This window comes from Bacillota bacterium (genome assembly GCA_040754675.1).
Lineage (GTDB): Bacteria > Bacillota > Limnochordia > Limnochordales > Geochordaceae > Geochorda.
Window position 1 is genome coordinate 1 of record JBFMCJ010000069.1, and the last position, 12519, is coordinate 12519.

Annotated in this window: 13 protein-coding genes and 1 tRNA gene; 12 read left to right on the top strand and 2 right to left on the bottom strand. The window is 69.8% G+C overall.

Going from position 1 to position 12519, the window contains the following annotated elements:
- The 9 genes from AB1609_06120 to leuS all read left to right on the top strand — a co-directional run.
- On the top strand, nt 1-316 hold a 316-nt coding region (locus AB1609_06120; GenBank protein ID MEW6046044.1), incomplete at its 5' end, for a ribosomal-processing cysteine protease Prp.
- A 28-nt stretch (nt 317-344) separates the two neighbouring features.
- Nucleotides 345-653, top strand: coding sequence for a 50S ribosomal protein L27 (gene rpmA / locus AB1609_06125; GenBank protein MEW6046045.1), 309 nt, complete (start codon nt 345-347; stop codon nt 651-653).
- A gap of 160 nt (nt 654-813) precedes the next feature.
- Entirely contained in the window at nt 814-2121 is a 1308-nt protein-coding gene (gene obgE / locus AB1609_06130) for a GTPase ObgE (GenBank protein ID MEW6046046.1), read from the top strand.
- 79 nt (nt 2122-2200) lie between these two features.
- Complete coding sequence (gene nadD, locus AB1609_06135; GenBank protein ID MEW6046047.1) at nt 2201-2875, top strand: nicotinate-nucleotide adenylyltransferase; 675 nt, start codon at nt 2201-2203, stop codon at nt 2873-2875.
- Between the two features lie 54 nt (nt 2876-2929).
- Nucleotides 2930-3523, top strand: a complete 594-nt coding sequence (gene yqeK / locus AB1609_06140) for a bis(5'-nucleosyl)-tetraphosphatase (symmetrical) YqeK (GenBank protein MEW6046048.1) — start codon at nt 2930-2932, stop codon at nt 3521-3523.
- A complete protein-coding gene (locus AB1609_06145; GenBank protein MEW6046049.1) occupies nt 3507-4874 on the top strand; it encodes an LCP family protein in 1368 nt (455 codons plus the stop codon). Before yqeK ends, AB1609_06145 begins: the two co-directional genes overlap by 17 nt.
- On the top strand, nt 4822-5175 hold the full coding sequence (rsfS, locus tag AB1609_06150) for a ribosome silencing factor (protein ID MEW6046050.1): 354 nt from the start codon (nt 4822-4824) through the stop codon (nt 5173-5175). Before AB1609_06145 ends, rsfS begins: the two co-directional genes overlap by 53 nt.
- 191 nt (nt 5176-5366) lie before the next feature.
- Nucleotides 5367-5442: transfer RNA gene (locus AB1609_06155), tRNA-Ala, on the top strand.
- Nucleotides 5443-5890: 448 nt separating this feature from the next.
- Nucleotides 5891-8416, top strand: a complete 2526-nt coding sequence (leuS, locus tag AB1609_06160) for a leucine--tRNA ligase (GenBank protein ID MEW6046051.1) — start codon at nt 5891-5893, stop codon at nt 8414-8416.
- Here leuS and npdG read toward each other — a convergent pair.
- Complete coding sequence (npdG, locus tag AB1609_06165; protein ID MEW6046052.1) at nt 8400-9074, bottom strand: NADPH-dependent F420 reductase; 675 nt, start codon at nt 9072-9074, stop codon at nt 8400-8402. The genes leuS and npdG overlap by 17 nt on opposite strands.
- The gene (locus AB1609_06170; GenBank protein MEW6046053.1) at nt 9071-9535 is read right to left on the bottom strand and encodes a secondary thiamine-phosphate synthase enzyme YjbQ; all 465 of its coding nucleotides are present in this window, start codon (nt 9533-9535) and stop codon (nt 9071-9073) included. Before AB1609_06170 ends, npdG begins: the two co-directional genes overlap by 4 nt.
- A 48-nt stretch (nt 9536-9583) precedes the next feature.
- Here AB1609_06170 and AB1609_06175 point away from each other — a divergent pair, with 48 nt between their 5' ends.
- The 3 genes from AB1609_06175 to AB1609_06185 all read left to right on the top strand — a co-directional run.
- Nucleotides 9584-10420: an ATP-dependent Clp protease proteolytic subunit gene (locus AB1609_06175; protein MEW6046054.1), complete on the top strand. Its 837-nt coding sequence runs from the start codon at nt 9584-9586 to the stop codon at nt 10418-10420.
- Between the two features lie 112 nt (nt 10421-10532).
- A complete protein-coding gene (locus AB1609_06180) occupies nt 10533-11048 on the top strand; it encodes a ComEA family DNA-binding protein (GenBank protein MEW6046055.1) in 516 nt (171 codons plus the stop codon).
- Nucleotides 11049-11060: 12 nt separating this feature from the next.
- The coding region (locus AB1609_06185; protein MEW6046056.1) for a ComEC/Rec2 family competence protein at nt 11061-12519 on the top strand (1459 nt) is incomplete at its 3' end.

Here is a 12519-nt window from a genome sequence, read left to right on the forward strand (position 1 = left end):
CTTCCGGGCCAAGGGGCACTCGGGATTTGCCGCTCGCGGGAAGGATATCGTCTGTGCGGGCGCGTCCGCGATCCTGCACACCGCTGCCCTCGGGGTGGTGCGCCACCTGGGCATTTCGGCCCGAGTGAAAGCGGACGAGGGGTACCTGGAGCTGGCGCTGGAGAAGGACCGGGGACAGCTCGCCCCGGCCGAGGCGGACCGGTGGCAGCAGGCGCAGGCCGTCCTGGAGGCGGCCGTGCTGGGTATCGAGGAGATTGAGCGCCAGTACCCCAAGCACGTGCGGCTGGAGGTACGGCAGGGCGCTGCACGGCGATGAGAGAGAAGCGAGGGGGTGTGACTGACAGATGCTGGACAACAAGGCCCTTGTGATGGACCTTCAGCGCTTCGCCCATAAGAAGGGCGCCGGGAGCTCGCGCAACGGGCGCGACAGCAACCCCAAGTACCTGGGCGTGAAGCGTTCGGACGGGCAGTGGGTGACGGCCGGCAGCATCATCGTGCGCCAGCGCGGCAGCCGCATCCGGGCCGGCTCCAACGTCGGCGTGGGCCGGGACTACACCCTCTACGCCCTGGTGGACGGTCACGTGTCGTTCGAGTCCCGCGGCGGTGCGCGCGTGGTAACGGTGGAGCCGGCCGGGGGGACCGTGACCGCCTGAAGGCGGGCGCGCCTGCGCAGGCAGGATTCGCCCGGGCAGAGTCGGGACGTGCCGGGGCCCTCGGGGATCGGGCGGCGTACCGCCCGCGGCGGCTTGTGGCGGCGCTGCGTGGCGATCCCCGGGGGTCTGTGCCGTCCGGGTGCAGAAGGTGCGGCCTCCCATGAAGGAAGCCCGGCTGGTCGACGAGGCGGTCATCGAGGTGCAGGCCGGGAGCGGCGGCAACGGTGTGATCAGCTTCCGCCGGGAAAAGTACGTACCCAGGGGCGGCCCGGACGGCGGGGACGGTGGCCGGGGGGGCCACGTCTACGTCGAGGCGGACCCGCGCCTTTCTACGCTGATGGACTTTCGCTTCCGGAAGCACTTCCGCGCCGGGCGGGGTGAACACGGCAGCGGTGCCCGCAAGGAGGGCGCCGACGGCGCGGACGTCCTCATCCGGGTCCCGGTCGGCACCATGGTTTACGACGCCGATACGGGGGAGCTTCTGGCCGACATGACCGCCCCTGGCCTGCGGGTGATGGTGGCGCGAGGCGGGCGGGGCGGGCGCGGCAACGCCCGCTTCGTGACCCCGATCCGGCGAGCCCCCCGCATCGCCGAGCGGGGGGATCCTGGCGAACGCCGCCGGCTTCGCCTGGAGCTGAAGCTCCTGGCCGACGTGGGGCTGGTGGGCCCTCCGAACGCCGGCAAGTCGAGCCTGTTGGCCATAAGCACCAACGCCCACCCGAAGATCGCCCCCTACCCCTTCACGACCCTCGGCCCAACTTTGGGCATCGTTCGCGTCGGCCCCGAGGAGAGCTTCGTTCTCGCCGATATTCCGGGGCTCATCGAGGGAGCCCACCGGGGAGCGGGGCTTGGCCACCGGTTCCTGCGGCACGTGGAGCGCACCCGGCTCCTGATCGTGGTGGTGGACGCAAGCGCCCAGCACGGGGTGGATCCCGTCGAGAGCGTGGAGGTCACCCGCCGGGAACTGGAGCTGTACAACCCGCGCCTCGCCAGGCGCCCGACCCTCGTCGCGGCGAACAAGATGGACCTTCCCGAAGCACGGGCTCGCTGGCCCGCCCTCGAGGCTGAACTCAAAGCGCGCGGCCTTGAGGCCTGGCCCGTCAGCGCTGCGACCGGGGACGGGGTGCGCGCCCTTCTGCAGCGTGCGGCGGCCCTGCTGCGAACACTGCCGGCGTCATCCCCGGAGGGAGACGATCGGGAGGCCGAACCGCCGGCCCCCGTTATGCCCGCTGCAGGCCGGGGCCCCCGCTTCGTGGCGGTGGAAAAGACCCCCGAAGGCTTCTTGCTCAGGGCGCCATGGCTCGAACGGCTCGCGGCGCGCCTCGACCTGGAGGGGCAGCCGGATGCCCTGGCCTATCTGTACGAGGTGCTGCGGCGGGCGAAGGTGCTGGACCGTCTCCGGAGGCAGGGAGCCGCCCCGGGCGACCCCATCCGGGTGGGAGAGAGCGTCTTTCCATACCGCCCGTGAAGGAGTGGGGTTTTTCGGTACGAACAAAGCCGCAGTCCACCACACGCGACACGACACCGGGAGACGGGCGGGTGGGCACGTGGGCGTTCGAATCGGGCTGATGGGCGGAACCTTTGATCCCATTCACCACGGCCATCTGGTCACGGCAGACGGGGCGCGCTTCGAGTTTGACTTGCAGCGCGTGCTGTTCGTGCCTTCCGGGATGCCGCCCCACAAGCTGGGCCGCGAGGTGACCCCGGCCGAACACCGCTATCTGATGGCGGTGCTGGCCACGTTGAGTAACCCTTATTTCGAGGTCTCCCGGGTCGACATCGACCGGCCCGGGCCCAGCTACACCGTTGACACCATCGAGCAGGCCCGGCAGGCCCTTGGGCCCGACGCGGAACTTTACTTCATCACGGGCGCCGACGCCATCCTGGAGATCCTCACGTGGAAAGACCCCGACCGGCTGCTCGCCAGCTGTCACGTCATTGCAGCCACGCGCCCCGGTTACGACCTCGGCAGGCTGGAGAACTCCATCGGCGACCTGTTCGTTCGGTTCCGGCACCGCATCCACGTGCTGCAGGTGCCGGCCATGTCCATCTCGTCGTCCGACATCCGGGAGAGGGTGCGAACCGGCCATCCCATCCGCTACCTCGTGCCGGAGCCGGTGGCCGACTATATTTACAAGCACCGGCTTTACGCGACCGCCTCCGGTACCCAGGGTACCGCAGAGCCCGTGGCGGTGAACCGCGCCCTCAGCACTCGTGGTTGAGGGCGATCCGGCCGGGCTGCTCCGAGACCCCGGCCTGGGGGCATGCGTGATCGAATGATGTCGGTGGACCGAAGAAGCGGCGTCTGGAAGACCGTGGAATCCATGGTCGGCCCCGATCGCTGGGCTCACATCCGGGGGGTCGTGGATACGGCCCGGGAGCTTTCGGTGCGGTTCGGGGTGGACGAAAGCGCCGCAGAACTGGCGGCGCTCCTGCACGACGCGGCCCGGGAGTGGCCGGTCGAACGCCTGGCGCGCTACGCCGCCCGGGGCCGAGACGGTCCGGGGCCCCTCGAGCAATGCTTGCCCGAACTCCTGCACGGCTACGCCGCGGCCGCCTGGGCCGAGATCGAGCTGGGCATCACGGACCCCCAGGTGCTCGCGGCGGTGCGCTACCACACCACCGGACGGCCAAACCCCACCCGGCTCGAGATGGTGCTGATGGTAGCCGACTACTCCGAGCCGACCCGGTCGTTTCCCGAAGCGGAACCGATCCGCAAGGAGGCGCAGCAGAGCCTGGAGGCGGCGTATCTGCTGAGCCTGGACACGCGTCTTCGGCATCTCATTGACAGGGGGCTGCCCATTCACCCCCGCACCGTTGAGGCCCGCAACTGGCTGCTGCTGCGGCGGGCGGATGGCTTCCGTGGTTGACCGACCGGACCTGCGCTTCACCGCCGAACTCAGGTCGGGTGCCGCCCAGCACGGGAAGCAGCGGCGCAGGCGCCGGCTCGTCCTGCTTGCAGCAGGATTCCTGTCGGCCGCCGCTCTGTTCGTCACAACCGTCTGGATCGCACCCGGCTGGCTGACGGCAGCCCTGGAGAAGCCGCTGCGCGACGGCCCCGCGGCGGACGGGTACCTCTCCGTGGTGGTCGTCGGCATCGACGAGCGCGCCCACGACCCGGGCCGGACCGACGCCATCCTGGTGGCGTCCCTGCGGCTCGACGACGGGCACGTCGGGGTGGTGTCGGTGCCGCGGGACACCCGGGTGAAGCTGCCGGGGGGCTCGCACAACAAAGTCAACATGCTGTTCACCGCCTACGGCCCGCACGTGCTGATGGATACCCTTGCGCAGCTCCTCGGCGTTCCCATCGACGGCTACGTCAAGGTCAACTTCCAGGCGTTCGAGCGGTTCGTCGACGCCATCGGCGGCGTGGAACTCACCGTTCCCAGCCGCATGCGCTACGTCGACCGCGCGCAGAACCTGGTCATCGATCTGCGGCCGGGCCGGCAGCGCCTTTCCGGCAAGGAGGCGCTGGAGTTCGTGCGCTTCCGGGCAGACGGGCTTGGCGACGTCTCCTTCGACCCGGGGACCGGGGAGTACCTCGGCCGGGTGGAGCGGCAGCAGGAGTTCACCCGGGCGCTCTTTGAAGCCGTCACGCGCCGCCGGGTGCTGTTGAGGCTGCCCAGGGTGCTGCGGGAGACGTACGCCATGGTGGAGACCGACATGCCGCTGGACCTCGCACTGGCGGCTGCTGGCTGGGTGATGCGGCACAATCGCCTCGAGCTGAGCACGGGGGTGCTTCCGGGCATGCCGGGAACCGTGGCGGGTGCCAGCTACTGGCTGCCGGACCGCGCCCGGGTGGAAGCGGTGGCCAGGCAGGTGCTCCAGGGGCCGGCCATCCCCGGGTCCGTGGCGGTGCTCAATGCCAACGGCGTTCAGGGCTCGGCGGCCCAGGTTGCCAGCGTCCTGAGCGCCGCCGGGATCCGGGTGGAGTTCGTGGGGAACGCGCGGCAGTTCGGCCTGGACGAAAGCCGCGTGCTGGCTCTGACGGACAGGGGCCTGCCGCTGGCCAGGCAGGTCGCCCGGATCCTCGGAGGGCTCAGCGTGGAACGCACAGGCGGCGTTTGGACCGCCGAGGATGGCCCCGAGGCCCGTAAAGACGTTATCGTTTTGGTGGGAATAGACCTCGTCCGGAGGATCAGGGGGAGTGAAGGCCCTGCGACGGGAGGTGAGACCGCTGGAGTCGGCCGAGCTCGCCAGGCTCGCGGCCCGCGCAGCTGACGAGCGCAAAGCTTCCGATACCGTCGTCCTGGATCTCCGCCTCATGAGCCCGCTCGCCGATTTCTTCGTGCTGACGAGCGGCACGTCAACCCCGCACCTGCGCGCCATCACCGAACACGTGGAAAGGGCACTGCACGAGGCAGGGGCGGGCGTGCCGCGTCGAGAAGGCGGCGAAGGGGCCCGATGGATCCTGCTGGACTACGGGGACGTGGTGGTGCACATCTTTCACCACGCCGAGCGGGAGTTTTATGACCTCGAGGCCCTGTGGGACCGGGCTCCGCGCCTCGCCATCGAGGGGTAGCCGGGCTGCCCGCGCAACTGCGGCTGGCGGGCAGCGACTACATGGCCGTGTTCGTAGGCCTCGCCGGACAGGGCGATGCAGGCGCCTCCGAGAGCTGGAGCGGCGTGGTCATCACGGCGTCGGACATCCGGCCGTAGGCCCAAGCGCTTGACCGGCCGTATCGACGCCGGTATAATCAGGGGCAGCCCGGTGGGGCCGTAGCTCAGCTGGGAGAGCGCGTGAATGGCATTCACGAGGTCGGCGGTTCGATCCCGCTCGGCTCCACCACTTCGAGGTTCAGGTAAACGGTGTTCAGGGCGTCCGGGACCGAGGGCGCGGAGGGTGTGGCTTCCGCTGCAAGGTAAGACGACACCCTCCGCCTGTTTAACTCCAGGGCCATATCGCAAGGGCGACGAAGGGGAGCAGTAGCGGCCAAAGCGCGAGGCCTCACTACTCTCCGGCTCAGGAGAGTACACCAAGAGAGCCGCCGGTTGGTGCAAGGCGGTGACCTCCGGGCTGCGAACTCACCCCTGAGCTTTCCGGGCGAACGGGATCCGTCAAGCCCTGTAGTCCGGGACGGTGAAGGAGCCCTGAGGGGCTCAAGGGCGGCCGTTACCCGCCAGGAGAGGGCCGAATCCGAGCGTTCGGCCAAGTAGAGTGGTACCGCGGAAGGCAGGCGCCTTTCGCCTCTAGGGGCGGAAGGTGCCTCTTCGTTTACAGGGGGTTCGAGGAAGGTATGGCGGCAACGGAAGTTCGCAGGGGGACGTTGCAGGCGCGTCCGTACGACCCGGGGGCGATCGAGGCGCACTGGCACGCGAAGTGGCAGGAGAGCGACCTCTACCATGCCACGGAGGGCGGGGCGCGGCCCAAGTTCTACGCGCTGGGCATGTTCCCGTACCCGTCGGGGCGGCTGCACATGGGCCACCTGCGCAACTACACGCTGGTGGACGTGGTGGCGCGCTTTTACCGCATGCGCGGCTACAACGTACTCAACCCCATGGGCTGGGACGCGTTCGGGCTTCCCGCCGAGAACGCGGCCATCCAGCACGGCCGCCACCCGGCGGACTGGACGTACAGCAACATCGCCGCGATGCGAGACCAGCTCAAGCGGCTCGGCATCAGCTACGACTGGAGCCGCGAGTTCGCCACTTCGGACCCCGAGTACTACCGGTGGACCCAGTGGCTGTTCCTGCTCATGTACCGCAAGGGCCTGGCCTATAAGGCCAACGCCCGGGTCAACTGGTGTCCCCACTGCCAGACAGTGCTGGCCAACGAGCAGGTGGTGGGGGACGGCGAGTGCTGGCGATGTGACACCAAGGTGGAGCAGCGGCAGCTTCGCCAGTGGTTCCTGCGCATCACCGCCTATGCTGACCGGCTGCTGGAGGATCTGGAGCTCCTCACCGATTGGCCCGAGCGGGTCAAGGTGATGCAGCGCAACTGGATCGGGCGCAGCACGGGCGCCGAGGTGCGCTTCCGGGTGAAGGAGACGGGGGACGAGCTGGCCGTCTTCACCACCCGGCCGGACACGCTGTTCGGCGTCACGTACATGGTGCTGTCGCCGCAGCACCCCCTGGCCGAGAAGCTCGCGGCCGGGGGGCCGCACGAGCGGTCCGTGCGGGAGATGGCGAGGGCGCTCGCCTTGCGGGAGCAGGAGCTGGCCGAGGCGGAGAAGGTGGGGGTTCCCACCGGCGCGCACGCCATCAACCCCATCAACGGCGAAGCGGTGCCCATCTGGATCGGCAACTACGTCGTGATGGAGTACGGCACCGGCGCCGTGATGGGCGTGCCGGCCCACGACCAGAGGGACTTCGAGTTCGCCCGCAAGTACCACCTTCCCGTCCGGGTGGTCATCGCCGCCGAGGGCGTGCCGCTGGACGGGGAGAAGCTGCAGGCAGCCTGGGAAGGCCCGGGCGTCATGGTGAACTCCGGGCCGTTCGACGGGACGCCGAGCGAGGAGGGCAAGCACGCGGTCATCGCCGAGCTTGCGCGGCGCGGCGCCGGGAAGGCCAGCGTCCAGTACCGCCTGCGCGACTGGCTGATCAGCCGCCAGCGTTACTGGGGCTGCCCCATTCCCATTGTGTACTGCGAGCGGTGCGGGGAGCAGCCGGTCCCGGAGAGCGAGCTGCCGGTGCTGCTGCCCGCACAGGTGGAGTTTTCGCCAAGGGGCCAGGCGCCGCTGGCAACGGCACCGGAGTTCCTGCACACGCGCTGCCCGCGCTGCGGCGGGCCGGCGGTGCGGGAGACCGATACCATGGACACGTTCATCGACTCGTCGTGGTACTTCCTGCGCTTCTGCTCGCCGAAGGCCGGCGACGCGCCGTTCGACCAGGCAGCGGTGCGGTACTGGATGCCCGTCGACCAGTACATCGGCGGCATCGAGCATGCGGTGCTGCACCTGCTCTACTCGCGCTTTTTCACCAAGGTGCTCTACGACGAGGGCCTGGTGCAGGAGAACGAGCCGTTTCGTCGGCTGTTCACGCTGGGCATGGTGACGCTGGGCGGGGCCGCCATGAGCAAGTCCAGGGGCAACGTGGTGGACCCCGACGAGGTGGCCGGCCGGTATGGGGCCGACACGGCGCGTCTTTTCATCCTGTTCGCGGCGCCGCCCGACCGGGAGCTGGAGTGGAGCACCTCCGGCGTGGAGGGTGCCCGGCGTTTCATCGAGAGGGTCTGGCGGCTGGTGGAGGAGTATGCCCCGGCCCTGGAAGAGGTACCGGCCTACCGGCCCGGCTCGGATGGAGCCTCTATAGGCCCGGACGAAAAGGAGCTGCGGGCTGCGGTGCACCAGGCGCTGCGAAAGGTGACGGTGGACTGCGAGGAGCGATTCTCGTTCAACACCGCGATTGCGGCGCTGATGGAGGCCGTCAACGCGTTCTACCGCTACAAGGACCGGCCGGACGCAAGGCCCCACCTGGGCGTGGTGCGGGAGGGGCTGGAGATCCTCACGCTGGCCCTGGCGCCTTTCGTCCCGCACGTCACCGAGTCCATGTGGGAGCGCCTGGGGCACCGCCGGAGCGTGCACGAGGAGCCGTGGCCCGTGTACAGCCCCGAAGCGCTGCAGGTCGAACGGGTCACGATGGCCGTGCAGGTGGACGGCAGGGTGCGGGACCGCATCGAGGTGCCCGCCGATGCACCCGAGGAGGAGATACGGAAGATTGCGCTGGGCACCGAGCGGGTCCAGCGGTGGACCGCCGGGCGCAACATCGGGCAGGTCATCGTGGTGCCGGGCAAGCTCGTGAGCATCGTTACGAAAGATGGGTGAGGCGGACGCCCAGGCCGCGGCGGCGGTGGCGCTGCTGGAGCTGCAAGAGCAGTGCCACCAGGTGCTCGGCGGTGGCGGCATCCCTCAGGTCACCGGACAGCACCGGGCGCAGTCCGGCAAAACGGGCCAGGGTGGCGGCGGTTTCGGCGGCTTTCTCGCTGTCAGAGAAGATGAGGGTATCGTCGCCGGAAAGCTCCCGGCTCAGGTCGGCCAGGACTGCCGACGATACGGTGTGAAACGCGGCGGCAAGCTCCCGGTGGCCGCCCAAAAGGGCGCGTACCCGCAGCGCGGTGGACCCCTCGCCGGGTAACACGGCCTGCCAGCGCCCCTCGCGCCGGGCGAGGCTCACCGAGACGTCGATGACCACTTTCCCCGCAAGATGCGGCTGCAGCGGTACGAGAAGGGCCTCCAGGGCCGATGCGGGCACGGTGACGACCACCACGTCGGCAACCCTTCCGGCCTCGTCGTTGGAGAGCCCCGCCAGTTCACCCGTAACCTGCTGCCCGGCATCCCGCAGCACCTGCCGAGCGCGAGCGGCCGCCTCTTTTGCCCTCGCCTCGTCCCGAGAGCCGATCCCCACGCTGACGCCCGCCGCCGCCCACCGAAGGGCAAGCCCGAACCCCTGCCGCCCGGTGCCGCCCAGAATGGCGACGTTCACCGGCGCAGCGCCCCCTCGTCGAGCGAGGGCGACTCGAGCGCCTGCACCCGGACGGTGCGCCGCCTCGGCCCGTCGAACTCGCAGAAGAAGACGCCCTGCCACCGGCCGAGCTGGAGTCGCCCGTGTTCGACCGGCACCCAGACGGACTGGCCGACCAGCGACGCCTTGACGTGGGCCGCGGCGTTGCCCTCGGCATGGCGCCAGGGGCCGTCCCACGGCACCATGCGTTCGAGGTGGGCCAGGATGTCGGCCTCCACCGCGGGATCTGCGTTCTCGTTGATAAGCAGGCCGGCGGTGGTGTGGGGGCAGAAGACGTGGAGGACGCCGTCCCGGATGCCCAGCCGGCTTGCGGCCTCCTTAAGCTTCGCGGTGATGTCGATGGCCTGGCTTCGTTCGGTTGTGGCGAGTTCCAGTTGCACCACGGAATGCTCGATCCTTCCTCTCGTCCGGATGTCGCGCATACCGGCGCGCCCGTTCACCGACACTACGGCAGGGGCTGGCGTATAAACATGGACTTTTTCCAGTGGTTCTGGCTTCTCATATTCGCAGCGTCGGTGTGGCCCCTCCTGCGTCAGCAGCAGATTGAGCGGCTGCGGCTGCGCATGTTGCGGCGCATCCAGAGGAGCCGGGGCAGCCGCATCATCACGCTGATCCACCGCCAGGAGAGCTTCGGGCTGTTGGGGCTGTTCGGGCGGCGGTTCATCACCATTGAGGATTCCGAGAAGGTCCTGCGCGCCATTCGCACGACGCCGCCTGACGTCCCCATCGACCTGATCCTGCACACCCCCGGAGGGCTCGTCCTGGCCGCCGAACAGATCGCGCAGGCACTGCGCCGCCACCCCGCCCGGGTCAGTGTCTTCGTCCCCCACTACGCAATGTCCGGCGGATCCCTCATCGCGCTGGCCGCCGACGAGATCTGGATGGACGAGAACGCCGTGCTCGGCCCCGTTGACCCTCAGCTCGGGCAGTGGCCGGCAGCCTCCATCGTACGCGCCGTCGAGCAGAAAGATCCAAACCGGGTGGACGACGAGACGCTCATCCTGGCCGACATGGCCCGCAAGGCACTGGCCCAGGTCAAGGACCTGGTGCGGGAGATGCTGGCCGACCGGCTGCCGCCGGAGAGGGCTGAGGAAGTGGCGACGCTTCTGAGCCAGGGCCGGTGGACGCACGACTTCCCCCTCGACTGCCGCCAGCTGCAGGAGTGGGGGCTCCCGGTGCGCTGCGGGCTCCCGGACGCCATGTACGCACTGATGGACCTCTACCCGCAGGCGCCGGAGCGGCGGCCGTCCGTGCAGTACGTCCCCCTGCCGGCACCGGCGACCGTCGGGCGTCTGAGGCGGCGGTGAAGCGCGCGGCAGGAGCGGGACGTTAGCACGGCTAATCCGAGAAAGAGACTGCCCGGCTGGCGGGGGTGCAGCAATGGGGAGTTCAGCTCTGTTCGGGCCACGAGGCCTGCGCATGCGGCTGAAGTTAGGCCGGCTAGCGCGTGCCCTGCTATACGGTCCGGTGCTGCTTCTGTTCGTTGCGATGGGCCTGTTCGCTGCCGGCGTCCACGTAGGCAGGGAAATCGGGTCTCACCCCATCGTGGTGGTCTCGCCCGAAGTGCGGGGGCAAGAGGCGAAGGCTGCAGGGGCGGCGGTGGCGATGGCAGCTGCGGGTCTGGCTCCCGCCTCCCCTGCCTCCGGGGCCCAACAGGCCCGCGGCAGCCCGGCGACGGCAGAGGACGCGGGGGGACACCGCGTGCCGGTCGCCGGGCGGATGTCGGAGGAACCCCAACGGCTCGACCTGAACGCGGCGAGCGCAGAGGAACTGGAACGGCTTCCGGGGATCGGGCCGGTCATAGCCCGGCGCATCGTCGAGTTCCGGCAGACACACGGACCGTTTGCCATGGTGGATGACCTGATCGAGGTACCGGGCATCGGTGCCAGGACACTGGAAAAGCTCCGGGCGTTGGTGCGGGTGGGGAGCACGTAGCAGCCGGGCCGTATGCGGATCTCGTCGATCGGGCTGGCCGGCTGGGGTTTGGCCGGGGGCATTACGGCGGCCGCCGTCCGGGAGTGGACCCCCGAAGGGCCGACCCGGGTTGTGTGGCTGAGCCTCGCCATGGTGGCCGCCTGGAGAATGGGTCGGGCGGCGGCCCGAGCCATCGCCAGCGCCGCCGGAGCCGGGACAGCGCGGGCGGTTCTCGGGCCACCGGCGTGGCCTCCTCCGTCCCGGCCTCCACCGGGGAGCCTTCTGTTCCCGACAGGGTCCAGGCGGCGGGCGCGCCTGCGCCGGATGGCCGTGATTCTGGCCCTCACCGGACTCACCGGGAGCTGGGTCGGCGCGTACCGGATTGCCCGGCAGGCCGCTGCCTTGAGAGAGTTCGAGGGCGGACGCGTGGCGTGGGTCGGGGGGTTCGTGGCTGCACCGCCACAGCGTACGCCCTTCACCGTTCGCGTCATCCTGCACCCGGCCGGTCTCTCGAACACCCCGGGCCGCCTGCCACAGGGCCCCTGGACGACGCTCCCCGGGGCAGTCCAGGTGGAAGTGCCGCCGCAAAGCGCCACCAACGTGGTGCCTGGAGCATGGGTGGCGGTCAGGGGCCTGGTGAAGTTGCCCGAGAAGGCGCCCTACCCGGGGGCCTTCTCCCCGAGGCGCTACCTGAACGCCAGGGGTGTGGTCCTCGCCGTGAAAGCGCGCTCCGCCGAACGCGTCATCCCGGGGACGCCTCCGGCACCTCCCCCCGTTGTAACGAAGATTCGCGCCGCCGTGCTGCGAGCCGGCATCGGGGTGGCCGACCGGATCCGGCAGAGGGTCGGGCCCGTGGGTTCCCGGTGGCTGCTGGCCGTCGGGCTGGGAGAGCGGGACGCCCTGACGCCCTCGCAGCAAGAGGCGCTCCAGGCAGCTGGCCTCGGGCACCTGCTGTCGGTGTCGGGTGTCCATGTCGGCCTTGTGGCGGGCCCCTTCGTGGCCCTGGCGCGCCGGATGGCCCGCTCCCGGCCCGGTGTGCGGCCGGCCTCGGCAGGAGCCGCCGTGGCGGCCGGCTGGCTTTATGCCGCCATGACGGGACTGAGCGCCCCGGCGGTGCGGGCCAGTATGGTTCAGACGGTGGCCCTGGCCGTCTGGGCGGCGGGAAGGCGGGCCGGGCTGGTAGATGCGTTGGGAGTGGCGGGGGCCGTTCAGCTCCTGAGCGGGAACCCGCATCTGGGCTCGGATCCCGGCTTTCAGATGTCATACGTTGCCACGCTGGGTATCGGGCTGTTCCTGCTCGCCTGCGACGGCCGGATGCAGGGAAGGCCGCTGAGTCACGGGTTGTGGCTCTTTCGGGTGGTGCAGGTCATAGACCGCCAGGCGCTGGTGGCTCTCGGCATCTCCGCATTTGCGTGGGCGTGTGTGTCGCCGCTGGTTATGGCGTACTTCGGGCGGGCGTCGGTCGTCGGGGCGCTCATGAGCGTTCCGGCGG

Bases quoted from the DNA above. Each gene is read 5' to 3' on its own strand.
- leuS (MEW6046051.1), top strand. From the start codon at position 5,891: ATGGCGGCAACGGAAGTTCGCAGGGGGACGTTGCAGGCGCGTCCGTAC.
- rpmA (MEW6046045.1), top strand. From the start codon at position 345: ATGCTGGACAACAAGGCCCTTGTGATGGACCTTCAGCGCTTCGCCCAT.
- obgE (MEW6046046.1), top strand. From the start codon at position 814: ATGAAGGAAGCCCGGCTGGTCGACGAGGCGGTCATCGAGGTGCAGGCC.
- AB1609_06175 (MEW6046054.1), top strand. From the start codon at position 9,584: ATGGACTTTTTCCAGTGGTTCTGGCTTCTCATATTCGCAGCGTCGGTG.
- AB1609_06180 (MEW6046055.1), top strand. From the start codon at position 10,533: ATGCGGCTGAAGTTAGGCCGGCTAGCGCGTGCCCTGCTATACGGTCCG.
- yqeK (MEW6046048.1), top strand. From the start codon at position 2,930: ATGATGTCGGTGGACCGAAGAAGCGGCGTCTGGAAGACCGTGGAATCC.
- AB1609_06145 (MEW6046049.1), top strand. From the start codon at position 3,507: ATGGCTTCCGTGGTTGACCGACCGGACCTGCGCTTCACCGCCGAACTC.
- AB1609_06170 (MEW6046053.1), bottom strand. From the start codon at position 9,535: ATGCGCGACATCCGGACGAGAGGAAGGATCGAGCATTCCGTGGTGCAA.